This window comes from uncultured Thiocystis sp. (genome assembly GCF_903866365.1).
GTDB lineage: Bacteria > Pseudomonadota > Gammaproteobacteria > Chromatiales > Chromatiaceae > Chromatium.
Genome location: NZ_CAIPNF010000174.1, coordinates 18,604 through 41,435 on the forward strand (window position 1 = coordinate 18,604; position 22,832 = coordinate 41,435).

Annotated in this window: 22 protein-coding genes and 1 other RNA gene; 17 read left to right on the forward strand and 6 right to left on the reverse strand. The window is 63.0% G+C overall.

What is annotated here, in order from left to right; all coding sequences use genetic code 11:
• Positions 1–57 precede the first annotated feature (57 nt).
• From atpD to glmU, 4 genes are all read left to right on the forward strand, one after another.
• Positions 58–1,443 (forward strand): F0F1 ATP synthase subunit beta, encoded by a 1,386-nt coding sequence (gene atpD / locus QZY07_RS09705; RefSeq protein WP_295401958.1) that lies wholly within the window; start codon positions 58–60, stop codon positions 1,441–1,443.
• Between the two features lie 12 nt (positions 1,444–1,455).
• A complete protein-coding gene (locus tag QZY07_RS09710) occupies positions 1,456–1,881 on the forward strand; it encodes a F0F1 ATP synthase subunit epsilon (protein WP_295401960.1) in 426 nt (141 codons plus the stop codon).
• Positions 1,882–1,983: 102 nt separating this feature from the next.
• Positions 1,984–2,484, forward strand: coding sequence for a peptidylprolyl isomerase (locus QZY07_RS09715; protein WP_295401962.1), 501 nt, complete (start codon positions 1,984–1,986; stop codon positions 2,482–2,484).
• Between the two features lie 70 nt (positions 2,485–2,554).
• A complete protein-coding gene (gene glmU / locus QZY07_RS09720) occupies positions 2,555–3,919 on the forward strand; it encodes a bifunctional UDP-N-acetylglucosamine diphosphorylase/glucosamine-1-phosphate N-acetyltransferase GlmU (protein ID WP_295401964.1) in 1,365 nt (454 codons plus the stop codon).
• A 152-nt stretch (positions 3,920–4,071) separates the two neighbouring features.
• Here glmU and QZY07_RS09725 read toward each other — a convergent pair whose 3' ends face one another.
• Together QZY07_RS09725 and hemF are read right to left on the reverse strand one after the other, a co-directional pair.
• The gene (locus tag QZY07_RS09725; protein WP_295401965.1) at positions 4,072–5,397 is read right to left on the reverse strand and encodes a hypothetical protein; all 1,326 of its coding nucleotides are present in this window, start codon (positions 5,395–5,397) and stop codon (positions 4,072–4,074) included.
• Positions 5,398–5,425: 28 nt separating this feature from the next.
• A complete protein-coding gene (gene hemF / locus QZY07_RS09730) occupies positions 5,426–6,352 on the reverse strand; it encodes an oxygen-dependent coproporphyrinogen oxidase (RefSeq protein WP_295401967.1) in 927 nt (308 codons plus the stop codon).
• 94 nt (positions 6,353–6,446) lie between these two features.
• Here hemF and QZY07_RS09735 point away from each other — a divergent pair, with 94 nt between their 5' ends.
• Together QZY07_RS09735 and QZY07_RS09740 are read left to right on the forward strand one after the other, a co-directional pair.
• The gene (locus QZY07_RS09735) at positions 6,447–8,903 is read left to right on the forward strand and encodes a penicillin acylase family protein (RefSeq protein WP_295401969.1); all 2,457 of its coding nucleotides are present in this window, start codon (positions 6,447–6,449) and stop codon (positions 8,901–8,903) included.
• Positions 8,904–9,021: 118 nt separating this feature from the next.
• Complete coding sequence (locus QZY07_RS09740) at positions 9,022–10,209, forward strand: fatty acid desaturase (protein ID WP_295401970.1); 1,188 nt, start codon at positions 9,022–9,024, stop codon at positions 10,207–10,209.
• A 126-nt stretch (positions 10,210–10,335) separates the two neighbouring features.
• Here QZY07_RS09740 and rpmG read toward each other — a convergent pair whose 3' ends face one another.
• Positions 10,336–10,503, reverse strand: coding sequence for a 50S ribosomal protein L33 (gene rpmG, locus QZY07_RS09745; RefSeq protein ID WP_093034499.1), 168 nt, complete (start codon positions 10,501–10,503; stop codon positions 10,336–10,338).
• 15 nt (positions 10,504–10,518) lie between these two features.
• Complete coding sequence (rpmB, locus tag QZY07_RS09750) at positions 10,519–10,755, reverse strand: 50S ribosomal protein L28 (RefSeq protein ID WP_295401974.1); 237 nt, start codon at positions 10,753–10,755, stop codon at positions 10,519–10,521.
• Between the two features lie 249 nt (positions 10,756–11,004).
• Here rpmB and QZY07_RS09755 point away from each other — a divergent pair, with 249 nt between their 5' ends.
• From QZY07_RS09755 to QZY07_RS09770, 4 genes are all read left to right on the forward strand, one after another.
• Positions 11,005–14,373 (forward strand): DNA methyltransferase, encoded by a 3,369-nt coding sequence (locus QZY07_RS09755; RefSeq protein WP_295401976.1) that lies wholly within the window; start codon positions 11,005–11,007, stop codon positions 14,371–14,373.
• Positions 14,370–14,840: a hypothetical protein gene (locus QZY07_RS09760; RefSeq protein WP_295401978.1), complete on the forward strand. Its 471-nt coding sequence runs from the start codon at positions 14,370–14,372 to the stop codon at positions 14,838–14,840. The genes QZY07_RS09755 and QZY07_RS09760 overlap by 4 nt, the downstream gene beginning before the upstream one ends.
• A gap of 56 nt (positions 14,841–14,896) precedes the next feature.
• A complete protein-coding gene (locus QZY07_RS09765) occupies positions 14,897–15,151 on the forward strand; it encodes a hypothetical protein (protein WP_295401980.1) in 255 nt (84 codons plus the stop codon).
• A 73-nt stretch (positions 15,152–15,224) separates the two neighbouring features.
• A complete protein-coding gene (locus tag QZY07_RS09770) occupies positions 15,225–15,548 on the forward strand; it encodes a hypothetical protein (RefSeq protein ID WP_295401982.1) in 324 nt (107 codons plus the stop codon).
• 28 nt (positions 15,549–15,576) lie between these two features.
• Here the strand turns inward: QZY07_RS09770 and QZY07_RS09775 are convergent, their stop codons facing one another.
• Positions 15,577–15,861 carry a hypothetical protein gene (locus QZY07_RS09775; RefSeq protein ID WP_295401984.1) on the reverse strand — a complete coding sequence of 95 codons (285 nt, stop codon included), beginning with the start codon at positions 15,859–15,861 and terminating at the stop codon, positions 15,577–15,579.
• Positions 15,862–16,050: 189 nt separating this feature from the next.
• On the opposite strand from QZY07_RS09775, the gene QZY07_RS09780 reads away from it, so the two are divergent.
• Positions 16,051–16,869 (forward strand): flagellin, encoded by an 819-nt coding sequence (locus tag QZY07_RS09780; protein WP_295401986.1) that lies wholly within the window; start codon positions 16,051–16,053, stop codon positions 16,867–16,869.
• A 129-nt stretch (positions 16,870–16,998) separates the two neighbouring features.
• On the opposite strand, the gene radC is transcribed toward QZY07_RS09780, so the two are convergent.
• On the reverse strand, positions 16,999–17,673 hold the full coding sequence (gene radC, locus QZY07_RS09785) for a DNA repair protein RadC (RefSeq protein WP_295401988.1): 675 nt from the start codon (positions 17,671–17,673) through the stop codon (positions 16,999–17,001).
• Between the two features lie 59 nt (positions 17,674–17,732).
• Between radC and coaBC the strand changes: the two genes are divergently transcribed.
• The 6 genes from coaBC to dnaX form a co-directional block, all read left to right on the forward strand.
• Positions 17,733–18,944, forward strand: coding sequence for a bifunctional phosphopantothenoylcysteine decarboxylase/phosphopantothenate--cysteine ligase CoaBC (coaBC, locus tag QZY07_RS09790; RefSeq protein WP_295401990.1), 1,212 nt, complete (start codon positions 17,733–17,735; stop codon positions 18,942–18,944).
• A complete protein-coding gene (gene dut / locus QZY07_RS09795) occupies positions 18,928–19,386 on the forward strand; it encodes a dUTP diphosphatase (protein WP_295401992.1) in 459 nt (152 codons plus the stop codon). The genes coaBC and dut overlap by 17 nt, the downstream gene beginning before the upstream one ends.
• A gap of 123 nt (positions 19,387–19,509) precedes the next feature.
• On the forward strand, positions 19,510–20,406 hold the full coding sequence (gene argB / locus QZY07_RS09800; protein WP_295401994.1) for an acetylglutamate kinase: 897 nt from the start codon (positions 19,510–19,512) through the stop codon (positions 20,404–20,406).
• A gap of 14 nt (positions 20,407–20,420) precedes the next feature.
• On the forward strand, positions 20,421–21,365 hold the full coding sequence (locus QZY07_RS09805) for a methyltransferase domain-containing protein (RefSeq protein WP_295401996.1): 945 nt from the start codon (positions 20,421–20,423) through the stop codon (positions 21,363–21,365).
• 206 nt (positions 21,366–21,571) lie between these two features.
• Positions 21,572–21,668, forward strand: an RNA gene (gene ffs, locus QZY07_RS09810) — signal recognition particle sRNA small type.
• 179 nt (positions 21,669–21,847) lie between these two features.
• A partial coding sequence (dnaX, locus tag QZY07_RS09815; protein WP_295401997.1) for a DNA polymerase III subunit gamma/tau occupies positions 21,848–22,832 on the forward strand: 985 nt, incomplete at its 3' end.

Sequence of the window (22,832 nt, forward strand, 5' to 3'; positions counted from 1 at the left end):
CGCAGGACCAGATCCAGACAGAATCGCAGACGCCGCAAGGCAGAAGAGGAAAAGACTATGAGTTCCGGTAACGTGGTGGAAATCATCGGTGCCGTCGTGGACGTTCAGTTCCCACGCGGCGAGATGCCCAAGATTTACGAGGCGCTGACCATCGACTCGATGGGCCTGACGCTTGAGGTCCAGCAGCAGCTTGGCGATGGCGTGGTGCGGGCAATCGCCATGGGCTCGACCGATGGCTTGCAGCGCGGACTCGATGTTGTCAAGACGGGCGCGCCCATCCAGGTGCCGGTCGGTCAGGCAACCCTGGGCCGCATCATGGACGTGCTGGGTAATCCCATCGACGAGTTGGGCGAGGTTCCGTGCGAAGAGCGCTGGTCCATCCACCGTGCCGCACCCAAGCTGGAAGACCAGGCCGCCTCCACCGAGATCCTGGAGACCGGCATCAAGGTTATCGACCTCATCATGCCGATCTCCAAAGGCGGCAAGGTCGGTCTGTTCGGCGGCGCCGGCGTCGGCAAGACTGTGACCCTGATGGAGCTGATCCGCAACATCGCCGCCGAGCATTCCGGCTTTTCGGTGTTCGCCGGCGTCGGCGAACGGACCCGCGAGGGCAACGACTTCTATCACGAGATGAAAGAGTCGAACGTGCTCGACAAGGTGGCGCTGGTCTATGGTCAGATGAACGAGCCCCCAGGCAACCGTCTGCGCGTGGCGTTGACTGGCCTGACCATGGCCGAGTTCTTCCGCGACGAGGGTCGCGACGTGCTGCTGTTCATCGACAACATCTATCGTTACACCCTGGCCGGCACCGAGGTGTCCGCGCTGCTCGGTCGCATGCCGTCCGCCGTGGGCTACCAGCCAACCCTGGCCTCCGAGATGGGCGCCCTGCAGGAGCGCATCACCTCCACGCGCACCGGCTCGATCACCTCCTTCCAGGCCGTTTACGTGCCCGCGGACGACTTGACCGATCCGTCCCCAGCCACCACCTTCGCGCATCTGGACGCGACCCTGGTGCTCTCGCGTCAGATCGCCGAGCTGGGCATCTATCCCGCCGTGGATCCGCTGGATTCCACCAGCCGCATCCTCGACCCGAACGTGGTCGGCCCGGAGCACTACGACACCGCCCGCGCGGTTCAGGGGACACTGCAACGCTACAAGGAACTCAAGGATATCATCGCTATCCTCGGCATGGACGAGCTGTCGGACGACGACAAGCTGGCCGTCTCGCGTGCACGCAAGATCCAGCGTTTCCTGTCGCAGCCGTTCTTCGTGGCCGAGGTCTTCACCGGCGCGTCGGGAAAATTCGTTCCCGTCAAGGAGACCATCAAGGACTTCAAGGCCATCGTCAACGGTGAGTACGACCACCTCCCCGAGCAGGCTTTCTACATGGTCGGCGGGATTGCCGAGGCCGTGGCCAAGGCCGAAAAGATGGCGGCCAGCTAAGGGGGATCTCCCATGGCAATGACAGTACGTGTCGATATCGTGAGCGCCGAGGGCGCCATCCACTCCGGCCTCGCCACCATGGTTTACGCGACCGCGGAGATGGGCGAGGTGGGTATCGCCCCCCGTCACACGGCCTTTATCAGCCGGCTCAAACCGGGCGACGTGCGGGTCGAGAACGAGCAGGGCGAGCAGGAACATTTCTATGTCTCCGGCGGCATGTTGGAAGTTCAGCCAAATGTGGTGACGGTCCTGGCCGACACCGCGATCCGCGCCCGCGACCTGGACGAGGCGGCGGCCATGGAAGCGAAACGCCGCGCCGAGGATGCGCTCGCCGGTCAAACCGCCAAGTTCGAGTACGCCAAGGCCCAGGTCGAATTGGCCGAGGCTGTGGCGCAACTGCGGGCGATCGAGAAGCTGCGTAAAATGAAGGGGCGCTGATTCGCTGTCCCCGCCAGCCTAGCCAGCCACGGTTGCTGGCACTCTGACAGACGCCCCCGGTCAAGACGACGGGGGCGTTTGCGTTTTCGCGTGGAGGTACGCATGAGCATGTCGGATCAAACGATTGACGACGGCAAGCTGGTCTCGTTGACCTACCGCATCGTCGATGCGGCGGGTGCCATCCTGGAGCAGACGGATCTGCCCGTCACCTACATTCAGGGCGGTCAGACCGAACTCATCGGCGGGATGGATGCCGCGATCCGCGGAAAATCCGTGGGCGACGAGGTCGAACTGCGGCTTGGTCCCGATCAGGGCTTTGGCCCGCATGATCCAAGCCTGACCTTTACCGACGACCTGGAGAATGTTCCGCCGGAATTCCGCTTCGTCGGCGCCGAAGTCCAGATGCAGAGCGACACCGGCGAGGTTAAATCCTTTTATGTCACCCGCATCGAGGACGGCAAGCTCACGGTCGACGGCAACCACCCGCTGGCCGGTAAGTTGCTCCTGGTCCATGTCCGGATTCATGAGGTGCGCGACCCCACGCACGCGGAGTTGAGCGCCGAGTTGGGCGTCTGCAACCTGCCGGGCGGAAGTCTTCATTGATTCTGAAATTCTTAAGGAATTTCCGAATGTCTGGAAATCGCTTCGAGATCAAACAGAGGACTTGCAACGTATGAAACTAGGCGTCGTGATACTGGCCGCGGGTCTCGGTAAACGGATGCGTTCCAGTCTGCCGAAGGTACTCCATCCGCTCGCCGGTCAGCCACTGCTGGCGCATGTGCTCGACGCCGCGAACCAACTCGGCGCCGCACGGCGGGTCGTGGTCTTCGGTCACGGCGGCGAACAGGTCCAGGCGTCTCTGAGCGGGCACGACTGCCTCTGGGTCGAACAGGCCCGGCAGCAGGGCACCGGCCACGCGGTGCTCCAGGCGATGCCGGCAATGACCGGGATGGATCGGGTACTGGTGCTGTACGGCGATGTGCCGCTGATTACCTCCGAGACCCTCTGCCGCCTGCTCGCCGTGAGCGCGGACACCCGTCTGGGTCTGCTGACGGCCGAGCTGTCCGATCCCACCGGCTATGGCCGCATTCTCCGCGATGCGCAGGGCCGCGTGACCCGCATCGTCGAGGAAAAAGACGCTACGCCGACGGAGCGGGGCATCCGCGAGATCAACACGGGGTTTCTGGTCGCCGAGCGCGCCGGTCTGGACGACTGGCTGAACCGGATCGGTCACGACAACGTGCAGGGCGAATATTATCTGACCGACATTACCGCGCTGGCGGCCCAGGATGGCGTCCAGATCGCGAGCGCCCAGCCGGACACGCTCGCGGAAGTAACTGGCGTGAACGATCGGGTTCAACTCGCCGAGTTGGAGCGCATCCATCAGCGCGCGGCGGCGGAGCGGCTGATGCGCGCGGGCGTGACCCTGGCCGATCCGGCGCGTTTCGATTTGCGCGGAATCCTGCACGCCGAGACCGATGTCAGCCTGGACATCAATGTCATCGTCGAGGGCGAGGTTCGGCTCGCCGCCGGGGTTCGCGTCGGCCCCAACTGTCTGCTGAAAAACTGCATGATCGGTTCCGGGACTGAAATTCTGGCCAATTGCGTCATCGAAGGCGCCGAGGTTGGTGCGAACGCCCGCATTGGACCCTTTGCGCGACTGCGTCCAGAGGCCAAACTTGCCGCGAACACCCATGTCGGAAATTTTGTCGAGATCAAGAAGACGACCCTGGGGCAGGGCAGCAAGGTCAATCACCTGACCTATCTTGGCGACGCAACGGTTGGGGCGGGTGTGAATATCGGCGCCGGCACCATCACGTGCAATTATGATGGCGTCAACAAGTTCATGACGCAGATCGAGGATGGCGCCTTTGTCGGCTCCAATACGGCCTTGGTCGCGCCCGTGACCGTTGGCAGGGGAGCCACGATCGGCGCCGGATCAGTGATTACCCGCGATGCTCCTCCCGATCAACTCACGCTCTCCCGCAGCCGTCAAGCCACCATCTCAAGTTGGGAGCGGCCTCGCAAGAAAACATGATGGTTGAGACTGTTCCGGCTCGACCGCCCGCGAACTGTACGCAGGTTCGATTGCATGCCAGGGCGTGCGTGACGAGAGTTTTCGGCTGGTATAGCCTTCACATCCGCTATCCAGATGTGGCTTTGGCGTAGTGACGGGTTTAAAACGCGCCACTACGCCCGGCTATGACGTTCAACGTCCATAACATCCGCGCGCACGTGATTGGATGACCGAAAGAGTTTTTTATACAGAGCCCAAGGCAATTTATAAAGCTTCCGTCCGAAATCAATTCCATAGAGCGCCGGTATTGGGTCGTCCCAGGCGAAGTCAGGGTAAACTTTTTTACCGGCTAACGATTTACGCCATTCCCGGAAGTTCAGTTTGCCTTCCCTTCTGTATGTCGCAAAAGAATAAAAATCCATATATCGATTAACCCATTTAATCCCAGTTTGAAATGATTCGATCGGAGCGGGGGTTTGGTTCGAGATGTCGAGATAATTCAAGTAAGGGAAATTCATGTTGCAGACGGTGGAAAGGTAATTTTGCTGCCAGTAACGCGGGTTTAATTCGATGAGTTTTAATTTTCCGTCCCGGTTGTCATATTTGAATTCCGCCGAGCCTATCCCTTTGAAGCCAATCCCTGAAAATAATTTTCTTCCCTCTTCGATCAATTCCGCGTTTTGAATGCTTTCCACTGCGGAGCCAACGCCAAAGCGGACCGGATACTGACGAATTTTACGAAGCGTGAACTCGGCGAATATTTTGCCGTCGGACGATGTATAACTGCAATATTTGAGATGGTTGGTGTCGGGGCCCGCGATGACTTCCTGTAAAATCACAGGAACGTCGTTCCGAAGAATCGGAGCGATTTTTTCGCGCAGATCATGATCGTTTTCGACTTGAAATCCCTTGATGGCGCCACCCATGACTCTTCTCCATGAGTTGACATCCTGACCTTTAATGAAGGCGGGGTAAAGCATGGTATCTGGAAGCGTGTCGAGGTCCGCGGCTTTAGTGATCGGCCAAGTTGCCGGTACATTGACTCCCGCTTTCGTCGCAATCTGAAACTGGCAATGTTTATCGGCGATGCACTGAATCAGATCATGCTCGGCGAGGTTGAAAACAAAATGCTTGCTTAACAGGTTTCTGTTCCGGGAAAAAGAAATAAGAAAGTCGTCGGAGGTGAAGAACGCGGCGGGTTTCAGGCTCCAGTCGGAGAAATTTTCCTGGATCCAGTCCAGAAAAGACTGTTCCTGACGAAGCGGGTCAGGGCAGTGTAATGGTTTTGAATAACGCGAATACCAGCCGATGTCTTTCTTGTAATCGATGCCATACACCTTGACACCCTGCTGGCCGAGACTGCGGATGACGCCGAGACCGGTTTCAAAGAGTCCAAAGACGACGGCAGTCGCGTTCTCCTGGTTCGCGCGCCAGGGGAGCATCGCGTTGCCTCGCGACGACCGGGCGGCTTCTCGGTTTCGTTCTTGAGGTTCGGACATCCGATTGCTCCTGTCAGAAAGACGGTTTTTATCTTGATCGATCATTTAGCCAGTCTTGAGGGACGAGGAAACGCTCATAGAGTTCAGCCTCGGGGCTATCTGGTTCAGGCCGGAAGTCGTAGCGCCAGCTCACCTCGGGCGGCATGGAGACGAGGATGGACTCGGTGCGCCCGCCCGACTGGAGTCCGAACAATGTCCCTCGATCATAGAGCAAATTGAACTCGACATAGCGTCCGCGCCGGTATTTCTGAAAGGCGCGCTCGCGCTCGCCATAGGTTTTGGCCCAGCGGCGCTGCACGATAGGGAGATAGCCCGGCAGGTAGCCATCGCCGATCGCGCGCAGGAAGGCGAATCCGCGGTCGAACCCGCCCTGATCGAAGTCATCGAAAAAAAGCCCGCCGACGCCGCGGGGTTCGTTGCGGTGCTTCAGGAAAAAATACTCGTCACACCCGCGTTTCAGACGTGCATAGAGATCCTCGCCAAACGGCTCGCAAATCGCGCGCGCGTTGCGGTGCCAGTGCACGACGTCTTCCTCGAAGCCATAGTAGGGCGTGAGATCGAAGCCGCCGCCGAACCACCAGACCGGCTCGGCCCCGGCCTTTTCGGCGATGAAAAAGCGCACATTGAGATGCGACGTGGGGACATAAGGATTCCAGGGGTGCGCGACCAGCGAGACGCCCATGGCCTCGAAGCGGCGCCCGGCCAGCTCGGGCCGACGGGCGCTGGCGGACGGCGGGAGCCGTTCCCCGAAGACATGCGAGAAATTGAGCCCGCACTGCTCGAAGACCATGCCTTCACACATCACGCGGGTGCGCCCGCCGCCGCCGTCCGGACGCTCCCAGGCATCCTCTCGAAAGCCCGCGCCGCCATCGGTGTCTCGCAGGGCATCGCGGATCTTGTCTTGCAACGCCATCAGATAGCGTTTGACGGACTCGGTATCGGGTTGGTTCGGCATCGCGGGCCTCCTTGGAGAGTTGGCAATCGTGAGAAGATAGGGACGATCCGCACGAATCGTTATTCCGGTTCGCCAACCAAGAGTTCAAACGCCAATGTCGCGACGCATCCTCATCCCGGTCTTGTCCATCCTGCTGATCCTTGCCGTGACCGGCGCCGCGAGTCTGTACTGGCTTGCCCGGCAGGCCGAGCCGGTCTACCGCGGCACGCTGACCCTGCCCGGCTTGACCGGCCCGGTGCGCGTCGGCTTCGGGCCGCATGCGGTGCCGACCATCGCGGCGGACACTCTACCGGATCTGCTGTTCGCCCAGGGTTATGTCGTCGCCTCCGAGCGTCTGTGGCAGATGGACACACTTCGCCGACTGGCCAGCGGTCGTCTGGCCGAGGTGTTTGGCGCGGGCGCGCTTCCGGCGGATCGTTTTTTTCGGACCGTCGGACTCGCCCACGAGGCCCGGCGGACGCTGGAAAGCCTGGATGCGTCCGACCGCGACCTGCTCGCGGCCTATGCGGCCGGGGTGAATGCCTATCGGGACGAGGCACGCGCGCGGCTACCGCTGGAGTATCGGATCGCCGGTTTCGCGCCCGCCCCCTGGCAGCCGGAGGATAGCCTGGTCATCGGCGGTTACATGGCCTGGACCCAGTCGTTTAACCTGCGCGCCGAGCTGACCTTTCTGCGTCTGGCGGCGCGGATCGGCCCCGCGCGGGCGCGTGAATTGTTCCCGACCGACGAGGGGATTCCTGCCCCCGAGGTGTCTCCGGAGCTGGTCCGGTATCTGTCCGCGAATCGCCTGAACCGCCCGTCGCGCATGGGCCTGACGGAGGCGCCTTCGCTGGATGCAGCCTTCCAGTTGCCGGCGCGCTTCGGCCTGCCGATCCCCGGCGCCGCCAGCAACGCCTGGGTCGTCACCGGGGCGCGCACCGCGACCGGGGCGGCCATGCTCGCCAACGATCCCCATCTAGCCCTCTCCATGCCGGCGATCTGGTATGAATTGGAGCTGATCACGCCTGAGCTGCATCTGTCGGGCGTGACCCTGCCGGGCGTGCCCTTGATCCTGATCGGTCATAACGAGCAACTCGCCTGGGGTTTCACGAGTGCGATTGCCGATACGCAGGATCTCTTTGTCGAGCGCGTTACGCCGGATGGCCGGGTGGAACGCGCGGGGAGCGACCCGGAGCCGATCCTGTCGCGCATCGAGCGCATTGCCGTCAAGGACGCGGCGCCGGTCGAACTGGCGGTTCGCCGCACCACGCACGGGGTTATCGTCAACGGGATCCTGGGCGACGCGACCGGCAGCCCTATGGATCTGCCGGGTCTGAACACCGCCGATCTGCTGGCGCTGCGTCAGAACAACGATCTGCCGGATCTGAGCTTCGCGGCCATCCACCGGCTCACACGGTCCCGCACCCTGAGCGAGGCGCGCGCGGCGGCCACCGGATTCCGGCAAGTCGCGCTGAATCTGATGCTGGCCCATCGCGACGGCGGCATTGCCTGGCAGGTCACGGGTCTGCTGCCGCAGCGCGGCAAGGGGTCCGGCGCCTTTCCGTCGCCGGGCTGGCTGCCGGAATACGCCTGGCGGGGGTTCGTCCCGCAAAATCGCAACCCCGCCCAGACCGATCCCGCGGGCGGCGCCTTGATCACCGCCAACAACCGCACCATCCCGGCGGATTATCCGGTCGGGGTCAGCCGCGCCTGGATGGCGCCCTATCGCGCCCAGCGGATCGCCGAACTGCTCGCCGGGGCACCGCCGCTGACGCCTGCGTCCATGGCCGACATCCAGCGCGATCGCCTGAGTCTTCAGGCGCGTTTGATGCAGCGGTCGCTGCGTCGGATCGAGATGGATCTGCGGGCGGTCGACGCGCGCGCCTGGGACATCGCCAGCGACTCGCTGCTCGACTGGAACAGCGTCATGGATGGCGACAGTCCTTCGGCGGCCTTGTTCGTCCTGCTGGAACCGGCGTTGTACGCGGCGCTCTATGGAGACGAACTGGGCGCGGATCTGGCGGCGCTGATGGAGATGGCGATGGTCGCCTACAACCCCTTGCAGGAGACGCTGCGCTCCGGCCAGTCCAGCTTCTGGGACGATGTCACGACACCCGCGCGCGAAACGCCGGCCGACATCTGGGCGCGGGCGATCCTGGCGGCAACGGCGGACCTGAAGTCCCGCTCCGGGGTCTCGGGCAAGGCGCCTCTGGAACGCATCCGCACCCTGACCTTTCCGCACGCCTTCGACAAGCTGCCCATCCTCGGACGCGGGTTCAGCGTCGGTCCCATCGGGGTGGGCGGCGGCACGGATACCGTCAATGTCATGAAAACAACGCCGCTGAAGCCCGAGCAGGCGCTGTTCGCGCCCTCCATGCGCATGATCGCGACCCCCGCGGACTGGACGCAGACCCGCGGCACCCTTCCGCTCGGCCAATCGGGACACCGCTTTTCGCCCTATCGAACCGATCAGCTCGACGACTGGCTGGCGGGAGACAGCCATCCCTGGCCCTGGAACGGCCCGGTCGATGGCGATGTGTTGGGCCAACTCCTGTTGCTGCCGCGCGATTGAATTTGGCCGGCCACGCGCGATCAGGCGACGAACGGTCCAAACCATCCCGACCGAAATGGGTCTATAAAATACTGGGTAATGTTACCCATGTCTCTCTTTCATCCCATTAGGAACTTTGATGACTCTCCATGGCATGCTCGATGTCAGCCTCTGGCAGGCAGTGCTTTTCACCCTCGCGTTCACCCATCTCACCATCGCTGGCGTGACCATTTATCTGCACCGGGCGCAGGCCCATCGCGCACTCGATCTGCATCCCAGCGTGGCGCATTTTTTTCGCTTCTGGCTGTGGCTGACCACCGGCATGGTGACCCGCGAATGGGTGGCGGTGCATCGCCGGCATCACGCCAAGTGCGAAACCGCCGAGGATCCGCATAGCCCGCGAGTGCTGGGGCTGCGTAAGGTTTTGACCGAGGGGGCGGAACTCTACGCCGAGGCCGCCGCCGATCGGCCGACGGTGGAGCGCTATGGCCAGGGCGTCCCCAACGACTGGCTGGAGCGCCAGCTTTACAGCCGCTTCCGCTGGCAGGGATTGGGTCTGATGCTGATCCTGGATCTTGTCTTGTTCGGCCTTTATGGTCCGGTGGTGTGGGCGGTGCAGATGCTGTGGATCCCGGTATGGGCCGCCGGCGTCGTCAATGGCGTCGGGCACTTTTACGGCTATCGCAGCTACGAGTCGCCGGACGCCTCGACCAATTTCCTGCCCTGGGGCATCCTGATCGGCGGCGAGGAACTGCATAACAACCATCACGCCTATCCGAGTTCGGCGCGTCTTTCCTCGCAGTGGTGGGAATTCGACATCGGCTGGCTGTATATCCGGATCCTCGGCGCACTGGGTCTGGCCCACATCCGCCGGGTCGCGCCCCAGCCGCGGGTCATCGCGGGGAAGCGTCAACTGGATATGGAGACCCTGAGTGCCGTCATCGTGAGCCGGATGCATGTGTTTGCCCGCTATGGCAAAGAGGTCATGCGGCCGGTTTCGCGGGCTGAATTGTGCCGTGACGCCGAGCATTGCCGACGCCTGGTCCGTAGCGCCCAGCGTCTGCTGATCAAGGAGGGAAGCCGGCTCGACGCGAGCGCCAGGGAGCGTCTGGAACAACTGCTGGCGCGGCATCGGACCCTGGCCATCGTCTATCAGTTTCGGGAACGTCTTCAGGAGGTCTGGGATCGTCAGGCGTCGTCTCAAGAGGCGCTGCTGGCCGCCCTGGGGGATTGGTGTCAGCAGGCCGAAGCCAGCGGTATCGAGGCGCTGGAACGCTTTTCCCGCAATCTGCGTGGCTATTCGCTACAAGGCGCGTCCGCGGTTTAGGCCGCCCGGCTCTCGCGTGGCGAGTCGCGCGCAACCGCTCGGGATCAAAAACAGAAAACCCGCGTTCAACGGGTTTTCTTGTTGCGGCAAGCTGTCAGGCCAACCACGGTCACGGGAAGGACCAAGCTATTTGATCTTGCCTTCCTTGTACATCACATGCTGGCGGACGACGGGATCGAATTTTTTGATCTCCATCTTGCCCGGCTGATTGCGCTTGTTCTTGGTGGTCGTGTAAAAATGACCGGTGCCGGCGCTGGAGTTGAGGCGGATCTTGTCGCGTGCTGCCTTGGCCATGGATAAATCCTCCGGTTAGACCCGTTCGCCGCGGGCGCGGATCTCACCGAGCACGGTGTCGATCCCTTTTTTGTCGATGGTGCGCATCCCGTTGGCGGAGACGCGCAGCTTCACGAAGCGTTTCTCGGTCGCGACCCAGAAACGGTGATCGTGGAGATTCGGCAGAAAGCGGCGTTTGGTCTTGTTGTTCGCGTGCGAGACGTTGTTGCCGGTGAGGGGACGTTTACCGGTAACCTGGCATACCTTGGACATGGCGGGAATCCCTGCAAGTCGGCGAGTGTGATTCGGTACAGAAAGAAGCGGAATGCTATCAGCGGATTGAGTGCAGCGCAAGCCCTGCCTTCTTTTGTTGATATCCTCTAACCCGGAGTGGCGCGCGCGTCAGGGCGAGCAGGATGACATAATCGATCCGCAAAGGCCCAACGGGAGCGCACCGCAGCCGAGCCGTCTGGACAGACCGACTCATTTTGGAACACTCGACGCATGGGAGCATCGCCGCGCATGGCCAGCACGGACAACTTCAAGCCGCTGTTCAACCGGCGACTCCTGGACGAAGCGCAACGCGGTTTCACGCCCGCCCTCGACACGGAGCAGCGTCAGATCGCCGCGAGCTGGGCCGCAAGCGCCGGCACGGGCGCGCTGCTCGGTCAGAAGGAAAAGCCGCTCCAGGGTCAATTCCTGAGCCAGGTCATCGACCGCCTGCTCGGCTATCGGCAGATCGTCGGCGCCGACGGGCTGCACCATCTCGAACCCGAAACCAGTTCCAAGGCGGTCAAGGGCTATCGTCCGCCGGATGCCCGACTCGGCTGGTACGGCGCCGGTGCGAGCGCGGGCGCGCGCATCGAGCGCACCCGCGCCGTGCTGGAGCTGAAATCCCCCGGCGCCGATCTGGACGCCCGGCAGGCGGCGGGCTATGGTCGGCTCACTCCGGTCGAGCAGGCGTTCGGCTATGCCGCCAGGGTCGACGGCTGCCGCTGGGTGCTGGTCGGCAACTTCATCGAGCTGCGTCTTTATCGCACCGATCGCGGCCAGGGCTATTGCCAGCGTTTCGACCTCGGCGCGCTCGCCGATCCCGAGCATCTGCGCACCTTCCTGTTCCTGCTCGGCCGCGAAAACCTATTCGGAACCACGCCGGACAGCGAGAGCGCGGTCGAGCGTCTGGCCACCCACACCCATGTCGAAGAGGAGCGCATCGGCAAGGCGTTTTATGTCGTCTATCGCGATCTGCGCCTCGATCTCTTCGATCAGTTACGCCGCGACAACCCGCCGCCCGTCGACCGGGAGACGGATGCGCATGGCGTCCGTCTCCTGGAGCTGACCCAAAAGATCCTCGATCGCTGTCTCTTCATCTGCGTCTGCGAGGACACCGGACTCTTGCCGCCCAAGGTGCTCCAGCAGGCGCTCGGCACCAAAAGCGAGGGCTTCGTCCCGGTCTCGCGCTGGCAGCAGTTGTGCGGACTCTTCCGCGCCGTCGACCAGGGTCATCCGCCCCTGCGCATCAACGCCTACAACGGCGGTCTGTTCGCCGCGGATCCCGCGCTCGACGCCCTGCGGGTGGCCGACGCGGGTCTGGATGGCATCGCGGCCCTGGCCGGTTACGACTTCGAGACCGATCTCAACGTCAACATTCTCGGGCATATCTTCGAGCAGTCGATCAGCGACCTGGAGTCGTTGCGCGCCGAGATCCGCGGCGAGAACGTGGACCGGCAGCGCTCGCGGCGCAAGCGCGACGGCATCTTCTACACCCCCGAGCCGATCACCCGCTTCATGGTGTCGCGCACCATCGGCGGCTGGCTCGCCGAGCGTCACGCCGAGATCGAGACCCGTCACCGCACCGGCAAGCCCGGCCCGCTGTCGAACGAGACCCGCCTGAAGGTCTGGATCGATCTGCTTGAAGTACTGGGCCGGATCAAGGTGCTGGATCTGGCGTGCGGCTCCGGGGCCTTCCTGGTCGCCGCCTTCGATTTTCTGATCGGCGAATACGAGCGGGTCAACCGCGCCATCGCCGAACTGCAAGGGACGCCCGCGCAGTTGGGGCTGTTCGACCTGAACCGCCAGATCCTGCAAGACAACCTCTTCGGCGTGGACCTCAACCCCGAATCGGTCGAGATCACCAAACTCAGCCTCTGGCTCAAGACCGCGCGCCAGGACAAGCCGCTCAACAACCTCGACGCCAACATCCGCTGCGGCAATTCGCTGGTGGAGCCGCCGCCGACGGATGCCCCGCCGGCCCTCGTCGACGCCTTCGCCAAGCTGCCGGCGGATACCCGCGCCTTCGACTGGCACGCCGCCTTTCCCAAGGTCATGGCCCAAGGCGGCTTCGACATCGTCGTCGGCAATCCGCCTTACGTGCGCCAGGAATCGCTCGGCCCGCTCAAGCCCTATCTGGCCGCGCGTTACGCCAGCTATCACGGGGTCGCCGACCTCTATGTCTATTTCTACGAGCGCGGCCTGGAACTGCTCGCCCCCCAGGGCAAACTGAGCGACATCGTCACCAACAAATGGCTGCGCGCCGGCTATGGCGAGCCGCTGCGCCGACTGTTCGCCGAACGCGCCGAGATCGAGGAGATCCTGGACTTCGGCCACGCGCCCATCTTCGAGGATGCCGACACCTTTCCCTGCATCCTGATCGCCCGCCACCGCTCCCCCGAGCCCGCGTCGGAGCCATGCGTGGTGCGGGTCTGCCCGGTCCCGCGCGACCGTTCGGCCGAGCTGTCGCTGGACAACTATGTCCACGAGCACGGCTACCCGGTGCCCTGGTCGCGCTACGGCGCCGAACCCTGGAGCCTGGAGCCGCCCGAGGTCGAGACCCTGATGGGCCGGCTGCGCGAGCGCGGGGTGCCGCTGGCCGAGTTCGTTGGAGTCAAACCGTACCGAGGTGTTTTGACCGGATTCAACGAAGCCTTTTTGATCGACGAGGCGACCCGCGCCGAGTTGATCCGCGACGATCCGGGCTGCGCGGAGGTCATCAAACCCTATCTGCGGGGTCAGGACATCGGGCGCTGGGTGCCGGATTGGCAGGGGTTGTGGATGATCTTTGCGCGTCGTGGTTTTGAGATCGATGCCTATCCGTCGATCCGGGCGCATCTGGAACGCTTCCGCGAGCGACTTGAGCCAAGGCCGGGCGATTGGGACGCGGCCAAGGATGGTGACTGGTCTGGAAGGAAGCCGGGCCGCTATGCTTGGTACGAGATTCAGGACAGCGTCGAGTATTGGGAGCAGTTCGAGCGACCGAAGATCGTCCACACCGACATTGCCTGGCGCCCTCAGTTCGCTTACTCAGCAGAGCCGCTTTATTTCCTCAACACCTGCTATATCTGGGGAACATCAGACCTTTACGCTCTCGCCGTCATGAACTCCCCGGTGATGTGGGCCTATATGTGGCGTCACGCTCAACACGGCAAGGATGAAGCGCTGCGTCTGTTCAACTCTTTCACGACGACCCTCCCAATCGCCGACCCGCCCCCCGCGCTTCGCCGCGAGGTCGAGGAGCACGCCGCCGCCGCCCTGGAGCTGACGCGCGTCACCCAGCAGGAATCCCGCGAACTGCTGACCTGGCTGCGTCTGGAACTCGGCGTCGACAAGCCCGGTCAGCGTCTGGAGACCTTCGCCGACCTGACCGGCGAGGCGTTCGCCGCCGAGGTGCGTAAACGCCGCCCGAGGGGTGCGCCCCGCCTTACTCCCAAGACCCTGACCGAGCTGACCGACACCCATCGCCGCTACGCCACCGCCGAACAGGCACGCGCCGCCCGGCTCCGCGCCCTGGAGCGGCGGATGTCCGATCTGATCATCCAGGCGTATCAACTCACCGACGCGGAGATCGACCTGCTGTGGCGCACCGCCCCGCCGCGGATGCCGGGCGCGCGATGAGCGAGGAGCGACAGCCAGAGCGCCAGGCGGCGCGCGCGGCCTTGATCCAGGCGCGCGAGAATCCGCGATGGCCAATCAACAACATGAACCGCAACAAAAAAGAAACCGAGAAACTGCTGACTCTGCTTGATCCTCACCAGCAAGTCCAAGAGGTCGCCGATTTTATACAGCGAGTGCGAAAGGCTCCCGCCAGTGTCGACAGCCGTCAACTACACTATATGAGGAAGCGATATCTTGATGGCGTCGCGTTGCGCGATATGGATGACATGGACGCGCTCTATGGTCGGATTTTGAGCGATCCGGATGCGCAGGTTTATCGTCAAGCGGGCCGGCGGTATCAAGTCCGCTCGCCGCGCGAAGGCTGGATTGCGGTCTATGATCCTGACGGGACGCGGATCAGCCTCTACCATGACCTGGATGACGACTTTGGAGATGCATTATGGACATTAAGCGATCTGATCCGCTAAAGCGCTATGAAGAATACGCCTTTTTTCAGTTCTCAATGGATGGGGAGGGGCGTGGAATGCGTCAGGCGCGCGCGGCGCTTGCCCCGTCGCTCGCGCAGTCCCAGGAAGTGCGAGACCTCGATGAAATTGTCATCGAAGCGGTTCAAGTCAACGACTACATCGATCCAGTGCTCCTGGAAGACGACCCATCGCAGCCGCTCGATCATTGGTGGTGGCACCTCGGCAAGCTGCGCCACCGGACCTATCCCGCCCATCTGCTCCCCGAGCATCTGCGGGCCGTTTATGAGCAGGCGGCGGACGAGGCTGCCTGATTCGCTGGGCAATCCGATCGCGCCACCACGGTCGTCTCGGATTTGAACGAGAGGGCGGACATCCGACAGGCACATGGAAACGATCTTTGACCACGACCCGACACCCGAGGAGCTGCGGTATCTGGCTGAACCAGACGCCGAGGCGTATCGGGCGGACATCACCGAAGATGAGGCTTTGGAGCAGCTTTGCCTGCTGTTTGCCATGCGTGGCGATGCCGAGCGATCAGCAGCCTACAAGCGGCGAATCTCCGACCGGGCTTACGTCTTTTTCAATTTTGACTGGGATGCGTTGATCCCACCGGACCCGGATCAACCGATCTTTCCGCACTTTCCGAAGCGACGGAAGGCCACCAAGCCGACCAAGCGGCCCAAGACCTCCAAGCGGTCGCGCCGATAGAACCCGATAAGGGATGGCGGCGAATCCCTTATCTTCCTCGCCTTCCCGCCTTAAAGCGCGTGGCAATCTCCTGCTTACTCTTCCTCAGCAATGCGATCTCGGATTCTGTCAGCATCCGGGGAGCGCTCAAGGTGCGAGCCTCCGATTGAGTAAGGCAGTCGAAGCCGTCACCGAATCGGTCTCGCCACCAGTCTTCAAGTGCTTGTCCATGTTTCGCCCTCAGTGCCGCGAGCTGTTGCGCGGTTGGCTCCAGAACAGACGAATAGGGTTTGCCGGTCAGAACCGTCGCGCCGATGACCGTTCCGCCGTTCATTTCGATATGGCCTTTCAGATTCGCCAGCGTTCCGCTCTACGATTCCGCCCAAAATACCCTAAACCGTCGCAAGCACCGGTATCCATACTCTCACGCAGACGAAATTTGGAATTGGGACCGGTCGCCGGTACGTATCGCGTACCATTCTCTATACTGTTTCACATCCAGCACACAACAGAGGTGACCGCGATGGTGGGAATCAACAATCAGATGGCGCTGGGCGCGCAGAGCCTCCTCAACCGAAGTCAGGGTACCCTGGAGACGACGCAGGAACGCCTGGCTTCCGGCAAGCGGGTCAACAGCGCCGCCGACGATGCCGCCGGATTGGCGCTCATCTCGCAGTTCGCCGCCCAACTGACCGGAGATACGCAGGGGGTTCGCAATCTCAGCGACGGGATTTCGATGGTGCAGACGGCGGAAGCCGGGGTCAGCCAAATCAGCGACGCCGTGCAGCGGATCCGCGATCTGAGCCTCCAGGGCATGAACGGCACGCTCTCCGACTCGGATCGCGCCGCCCTTCAGACCGAGGCCAGCGCGTTGCAGGAGCAGATCGCCCAGGACATCGAAGGCACCGCGTTCAATGGGGTTCAGTTACTCACGCAGGAAGGTGAGGTGACGCTCCAGGCCAGCGCCAAGGCGAACGATTCCATGACCGTGAACACCCGTGACCTTCAGGGGCAGATGAAGACTTTTGGTCTCGACAGCATCGACCTTTCCACCGCCGCCGGCGCCGCCAGCGCACTCAAGGTGCTGGACCAGAGCAGCGACTATCTCAGCGGGATACAGGGAGAGTTGGGCGCCGCCCAGAACCGCTTCGACGCCAGCATTCGCAATTTGGAGCAGGGCAACGTCAACACGGCGGCGGCCCGGAGCCGCATCCAGGACACCGACTACGCGCGCGCGACGGCGGAGCAGAGCCGCAACCTTATCCTGAGCCAGGCGAACATGGCCATGCTCGGCCAGGCCAACAACATCTCCTCTCAGTTCGTCTCGCAGTTACTGGCTTGATGCCGCTTCGGGCTTTCGCCCGGAGACTCCGTCGACCGGGGCTTGATCTCCCAAACCGACCTGGGTCCAAGCCCAGGTCGATGGTTCTATGCCGCGCCATGAATCCCGCGGAGCGTTGGTGCGGGGGGATCACAACAACCCCCGCTCGGCGAACGAGACGCCGTCGCCATCCCCGACGATGACGTGATCGAGTACCCGTACCTCGAACAGATCGAGCGCAGCCTTGAGCCGTTGCGTGATGCGCAGGTCCGCCTGACTGGGCTCGGCGACACCGGAGGGGTGATTGTGCGCGAAGATCACGGCGGCGGCGTTGGTCTCCAGCACCCGCCGCACGACCTCGCGCGGATGCACGCTCGCGCCGTCGATGGTGCCGCGAAACAGCTCCTCGAAACAGATGATGCGATGGCGGTTGTCGAGAAAAAGGCAGGCGAAGATCTCGTGCGGCGAGCCATAGAGCCGCATCTTCAGATAGTCGCGGGTGGCCTCCGGGCTGGTCAGCACATCCTGGTCGTTGATGCGCGTCATGAGATACCGGCGGCTGAGTTCGAGCACGGCCTGCAATTGGGCGAATTTGGCCGCGCCGAGCCCTTTGCCCTCGCAGAAACGCCGTTGATCGGCGGCCAGCAGCCCGGCGAGGCCGCTGAACTCCTGTAGAAGATCGCGGGCCAGATCCACCGCGCTCTTGCCGGGGATTCCGGTCCGCAGAAAGATCGCCAGCAGTTCGGCGTCGGAGAGTGCCGCGGCGCCCCGTTCCAAGAGTTTTTCCCGCGGCCGCTCGCCTTCCGGCCAGTCCTTGATTGCCATGCATTCTCCTTCGGCTACACTTGCGCCTTTCATGTCAGCCTAGAATACACGAAACGCCAATGGATCAACACCAGGATTCGCGGTTGCTCCTCGGGATCGGCGGCGGCATCTCCGCCTATAAGTCCGTGGATCTCGTGCGCCGTCTGAAGGAGCGCGGTTTCGATGTCCGCGTGGTCATGACGCAGGCGGCGACCGCCCTCGTCACGCCGCTGACGTTTCAGGCCGTCTCCGGCCATCCGGTCCGCACCACGCTGCTCGACCCCACCGCCGAGGCGGGCATGAGTCATATCGAACTGGCGCGTTGGGCGGACTGGCTGCTGATCGCGCCCGCCACCGCCGATCTCATGGCGCGCCTGGCCGCCGGCATCGCCGACGATCTCCTGACGACCCTGGCCCTGGCCACCGAGGCGCCGTTGTGTCTGGCGCCCGCCATGAATCAGCACATGTGGCGCCATCCGGCGACGCGGGAGAATCTGGAGGTTCTGCGCGAGCGCGGGGCGCGCATCCTGGGGCCGGCCGAGGGCGATCAGGCGTGCGGCGACGTGGGGCCGGGGCGCATGCTGGAGCCCATGGAGATTGCCGAGGCGATGCGTCCGTTGGCCGAGCGTCTGCTGGCGGGGACGCGGGTGCTGCTGACCGCCGGACCGACCCGCGAGCCGCTCGATCCGGTGCGCTATCTGGGCAATCGCAGTTCGGGCCGCATGGGTTATGCGCTGGCGTCGGCCCTGAGCCATCTGGGCGCCCAAGTCGTGCTGGTCAGCGGACCGACCGCACTGCCCGCGCCGAACGTCGCCGAGTCGACCCAGGTCGAAACGGCGCTGGAGATGCGGGCGGCGGTCATGGAACAGGTCGCGTCCTGCGATCTCTTCGTGGCAACCGCGGCGGTCGCGGATTATCGGCCCGCCGAGCCGACCGACCGGAAGATCAAGAAGGATGCCGAGGCGTTGACGCTGCGTCTGGTGCGCAATCCGGATATCCTCGCCGAGGTCGCGGCCTTGACGCCGCCGCCCTTCACCGTCGGCTTCGCGGCCGAGACCGACGAGGTCGAGCGGCATGCGCTCGCCAAGCGGACAGCCAAGGGGCTGGATATGATCGCCGCCAATCGGGTCGGCGGCGAGCGGGGCGGATTCGAGCGCGACGAGAACGCGCTGACGGTGTTCTGGGACGGCGGGCGCCGCGAGCTGCCGATGATGAGCAAGACCCGGCTCGCGCGGGAGCTGGCCGCACTGATCGCCGAACGGTATCTGGAGCGCCATGTTGCATCGACTTGAGGTCAGAATTCTCGATCCGCGGCTGGGCCGCGAGTTCCCGCTGCCGCACTACGCGACCGAGGGCTCGGCCGGGCTCGATCTGCGGGCGATGCTGGAGACGCCGCTGGATCTGGCGCCAGGGGGTTGCGAACTGCTGCCGACCGGGTTGGCGGTGCATATCGCCGAACCGGATGTCGCCGGGATGATCCTGCCCCGCTCCGGGCTTGGGCATCGGCATGGCATCGTGCTCGGCAATCTGGTGGGCCTGATCGACTCCGACTATCAGGGGCCGCTGCTGGTGTCCTGCTGGAACCGGAGCGACACGGCCTTTCGGATCGAGATCGGCGAACGGATCGCCCAATTGGTGCTGGTGCCGGTCCTGCGCGCCGATCTCGTGCTGGTCGATGAGTTCCAGTCATCGTCGCGCGGTAGCGGGGGGTTTGGGCATACCGGGAAGCGGTAGTCCTGGGAGCGCGATGCAAAAATCGCCGCAACCGCTTACTATTTCCGCTTTCTCTTCTCCCCACAGGCGAAAACGTCTTTGGGAATGCGGATTTCGTCTTTCAATCAAGAGCCTCATCGCGCGATGACACTTCCTCACGATCACGCCCAGACCATCGCCCATGTCCTCATCGAGGCGCTGCCCTATATCCGGCGCTTTCGCGGCAAGACCATGGTGATCAAGTATGGCGGCAATGCCATGGTGGACGATGTTCTCAAGGAGGGCTTCGCCCGCGACGTGGTGCTGATGAAGATGGTCGGGATTAACCCGGTGATCGTGCATGGCGGCGGACCGCAGATCGGTTCGCTGCTCAAACGGCTTGGCAAGACGAGCGAGTTCGTGCAGGGCATGCGGGTCACGGATGCCGAGACCATGGATGTGGTCGAGATGGTTCTGGGCGGACTGGTCAACAAGGAAATCGTCTATTTCATCAACCGCCACGGCGGTTCCGCCGTCGGCCTGACCGGCAAGGACGGCGACCTGATCCGCGCCCGTAAACTGCTGCTGCGACGCGACGCGCCGGAGCTGAAGGAGCCCGAAATCATTGATATCGGGCATGTCGGCGAGGTCGAGAGCATCGATCCCAGCATCGTCAACCTGCTGGTCAACGGGAACTTCATCCCGGTTATCGCGCCGATCGGGGTGGGCGAGGACGGGCGTTCCTACAACATCAACGCCGATCTGGTCGCGGGCAAGATCGCCCAGGTGCTGAAGGCCGAAAAGCTCCTGCTGCTGACCAATATCGCCGGACTGCTCGACGCCGACGGCACGCTCATCCAGGATCTGGATGTCGGGCGCGTCAAGACGCTGATCGCGGAGGGTGTCATCCACGGCGGCATGCTGCCGAAGATCCAGTGCGCGATCGACGCGGTTCAGTCCGGCGTCAAGACGGCCCATATCATCGACGGTCGGGTGGAGCACGCGGTGATGCTGGATCTCTTCACGGATACCGGCGTGGGAACCTTGATTCGCGGTCGTTAAAAGAGGTTTTGACCATGCTGGCGAACCTGCTTTCAGGTATCGGCAAGTGGCTTCCCCGCAAGTCGGTTCCGCTCGGTCGCCATGATATTGAGTGGGAGAAGATCGGAACCTGCCAAGAGCGCCAGGAATGCCTGGCGCGGGCAGAGTCCGAAATTTCAGCGCAGCGGTCGGTCGAGCGTCATCTCGTGACCGCTAACGACCGGTTCGGCGTGGCGGGAACCTGCTACGTCTGCTCGCGGCAGGTCGATTTCGAGGTGTCGTTCGAGCATGCCTACCCAGTCGATGGCATCCTGACGCCAAACTGGCGAGAGTCGCTCAAATGTCCGTCCTGTGGTTTGAATAACCGGATGCGTGCGGTCATTCATCTGCTCGATCAGCATCTTGGGGGATTAAGTGGTGAAGTCTATATCACCGAGCAAACGACCGACTTGTACAAGACCCTCGCCGGTCGCTATTCCGCGACTTTGATCGGAAGCGAATTCCTGGGACCCGATAGGCTCTGTGGCGAGATCGATGCGCGTGGGCTTCGCCACGAGAACGTCACGCGGCTGTCCTTTGGCGACGCGCGCTTTACCAAGGTACTGAGTTTCGACGTTCTGGAGCATGTGCCTGACTATCGCAAGGCATTACAGGAGTTTCTGAGATGCCTCGCTCCCCGCGGTCATTTGATCATGAGTGTGCCGTTTCGCAGCGATTGCGCGGACAATCTTGTGCGGGCCAGGATGCAAGAGACTGGCGAGGTCTTGCATCTGCTGCCGCCGGAATACCATGGCGATCCAGTCAGGGACGAGGGCTGTCTCGCGTTCTATCATTTCGGCTGGCGTTTGCTGGAGGAGATGCGGGATCTGGGATTCCACCAGGTAGAGGCTTTGTATTACTGGTCACGGGAGTTCGGTTATCTCGGTCGGGAGCAGATGCTGATCGTCGCCCGGAAACCCGGTCGGGCTTTCGGTTTTTGACGTGTCTCACCGCTTTTCATGGCGATGTCCGGAAATCGTCCGACTCGCATCCGCGACGACATGTCTCGTTGCGAGCGATCGGTCGGGTGGCTCCGTCTGAACGGGCGCGGTTTGGAAACGTTGGCACGTTTGTTTTCTCGTTGGCTCTTTGTTACTCTTCGCCGCTTGCGTTCGGGTGCGCCCGAACATTGCGTTATGGTGGCCTGCGTCGGTCCCCTCGCAACGCGAAACCGTGAACCCGGTCAGGCCCGGAAGGGAGCAGCCGCAGCGGTTGAAGCGTGTGCCGGGGTGTGGCTGGCGTCGGCCGCCGCCATTACCTTGAATCCTGACAGATACTCCGTTCGCGGCTTTTCCCGCGAGGCCGGGACGGTGCGCAGACCGCGCGTGCCATGCCCGAGACGGTTTCGACAGGGCGTCATCTGTTACACTGGCGCGCATTCCAAGCGCCCGCTTATCACCAAACCAGCCGATTCGACTCGCGCATGTCCTACCAGGTGCTCGCCCGCAAATGGCGCCCCAAATCGTTCGACGACATGGTCGGACAGCAGCATGTCGTGCGCGCGCTGTCCAATGCGCTCGACCGCGACCAGCTTCATCACGCCTATCTGTTTACCGGGACACGCGGTGTCGGCAAGACTACGCTGGCGCGGATCCTGTCCAAGGCGCTGAATTGCGAGGAGGGCATCAGCTCCCGGCCCTGCGGTGTCTGCTCGGCCTGCCGGGAGATCGATAGCGGACGGTTCGTGGATCTGCTGGAAGTGGACGCGGCCTCCCGCACCAAGGTCGATCAGACCCGCGAACTGCTCGACAATGTCCCTTATGCCCCGGCGCGGGCGCGTTTCAAGGTGTATCTCATCGACGAGGTGCACATGTTTTCCTCCCACAGTTTTAACGCGCTGTTGAAAACGCTGGAGGAGCCGCCGCCGCATGTCAAGTTTCTGCTCGCCACCACGGATCCGCAAATGGTGCCGGTCACGGTGCTCTCGCGCTGTCTGCAATTCAATCTGCGTCGTCTCCTGCCGGGCGAAATCGCGGAGCGTCTGCGTCATGTCCTGAGCACCGAGGGTCTCGACTTCGAGTCGACGGCGCTGCCATTGCTTGCCCGCGCCGCCGATGGCAGTATGCGCGACGGTTTGAGCCTGCTCGATCAGGCGATCGCCTTCGGCGGCGGACGGGTCATCGAAGACGAAGTGCGGGCCATGCTCGGGACCGTCAGCGGCGACCTGGTGCTCGATCTGCTGGATGCGCTGGCCGCGGCCGACGGTGCGCGTCTGCTCGCCGACATCGAACGGGCCGCCGCGCTGACGCCGGACTTCGGTGAATTGTTGCGCGAGACGATCGCCCTGCTGCATCGGATTGCGCTGATCCAGCAGGTGCCGGGAATCCTGGCGGCGGACGATCCGGACCGGGCGCGATTGGCCGCGCTGGCCGCCGCGCTCCCCGCCGAAGATGTCCAGCTCTACTATC

What these genes read in the sequence shown, in the direction of transcription:
- argB (WP_295401994.1), top strand. Translation starts at nt 19,510, where the DNA reads ATGACACTTCCTCACGATCACGCCCAGACCATCGCCCATGTCCTCATC.
- QZY07_RS09740 (WP_295401970.1), top strand. Translation starts at nt 9,022, where the DNA reads ATGACTCTCCATGGCATGCTCGATGTCAGCCTCTGGCAGGCAGTGCTT.
- QZY07_RS09760 (WP_295401978.1), top strand. Translation starts at nt 14,370, where the DNA reads ATGAGCGAGGAGCGACAGCCAGAGCGCCAGGCGGCGCGCGCGGCCTTG.
- dut (WP_295401992.1), top strand. Translation starts at nt 18,928, where the DNA reads ATGTTGCATCGACTTGAGGTCAGAATTCTCGATCCGCGGCTGGGCCGC.
- QZY07_RS09765 (WP_295401980.1), top strand. Translation starts at nt 14,897, where the DNA reads ATGCGTCAGGCGCGCGCGGCGCTTGCCCCGTCGCTCGCGCAGTCCCAG.
- rpmG (WP_093034499.1), bottom strand. Translation starts at nt 10,503, where the DNA reads ATGGCCAAGGCAGCACGCGACAAGATCCGCCTCAACTCCAGCGCCGGC.
- hemF (WP_295401967.1), bottom strand. Translation starts at nt 6,352, where the DNA reads ATGCCGAACCAACCCGATACCGAGTCCGTCAAACGCTATCTGATGGCG.
- QZY07_RS09755 (WP_295401976.1), top strand. Translation starts at nt 11,005, where the DNA reads ATGGCCAGCACGGACAACTTCAAGCCGCTGTTCAACCGGCGACTCCTG.
- QZY07_RS09735 (WP_295401969.1), top strand. Translation starts at nt 6,447, where the DNA reads ATGTCGCGACGCATCCTCATCCCGGTCTTGTCCATCCTGCTGATCCTT.
- QZY07_RS09715 (WP_295401962.1), top strand. Translation starts at nt 1,984, where the DNA reads ATGAGCATGTCGGATCAAACGATTGACGACGGCAAGCTGGTCTCGTTG.
- QZY07_RS09780 (WP_295401986.1), top strand. Translation starts at nt 16,051, where the DNA reads ATGGTGGGAATCAACAATCAGATGGCGCTGGGCGCGCAGAGCCTCCTC.
- QZY07_RS09775 (WP_295401984.1), bottom strand. Translation starts at nt 15,861, where the DNA reads ATGAACGGCGGAACGGTCATCGGCGCGACGGTTCTGACCGGCAAACCC.
- QZY07_RS09710 (WP_295401960.1), top strand. Translation starts at nt 1,456, where the DNA reads ATGGCAATGACAGTACGTGTCGATATCGTGAGCGCCGAGGGCGCCATC.
- atpD (WP_295401958.1), top strand. Translation starts at nt 58, where the DNA reads ATGAGTTCCGGTAACGTGGTGGAAATCATCGGTGCCGTCGTGGACGTT.
- QZY07_RS09725 (WP_295401965.1), bottom strand. Translation starts at nt 5,397, where the DNA reads ATGTCCGAACCTCAAGAACGAAACCGAGAAGCCGCCCGGTCGTCGCGA.
- rpmB (WP_295401974.1), bottom strand. Translation starts at nt 10,755, where the DNA reads ATGTCCAAGGTATGCCAGGTTACCGGTAAACGTCCCCTCACCGGCAAC.
- QZY07_RS09770 (WP_295401982.1), top strand. Translation starts at nt 15,225, where the DNA reads ATGGAAACGATCTTTGACCACGACCCGACACCCGAGGAGCTGCGGTAT.
- radC (WP_295401988.1), bottom strand. Translation starts at nt 17,673, where the DNA reads ATGGCAATCAAGGACTGGCCGGAAGGCGAGCGGCCGCGGGAAAAACTC.
- glmU (WP_295401964.1), top strand. Translation starts at nt 2,555, where the DNA reads ATGAAACTAGGCGTCGTGATACTGGCCGCGGGTCTCGGTAAACGGATG.
- QZY07_RS09805 (WP_295401996.1), top strand. Translation starts at nt 20,421, where the DNA reads ATGCTGGCGAACCTGCTTTCAGGTATCGGCAAGTGGCTTCCCCGCAAG.
- coaBC (WP_295401990.1), top strand. Translation starts at nt 17,733, where the DNA reads ATGGATCAACACCAGGATTCGCGGTTGCTCCTCGGGATCGGCGGCGGC.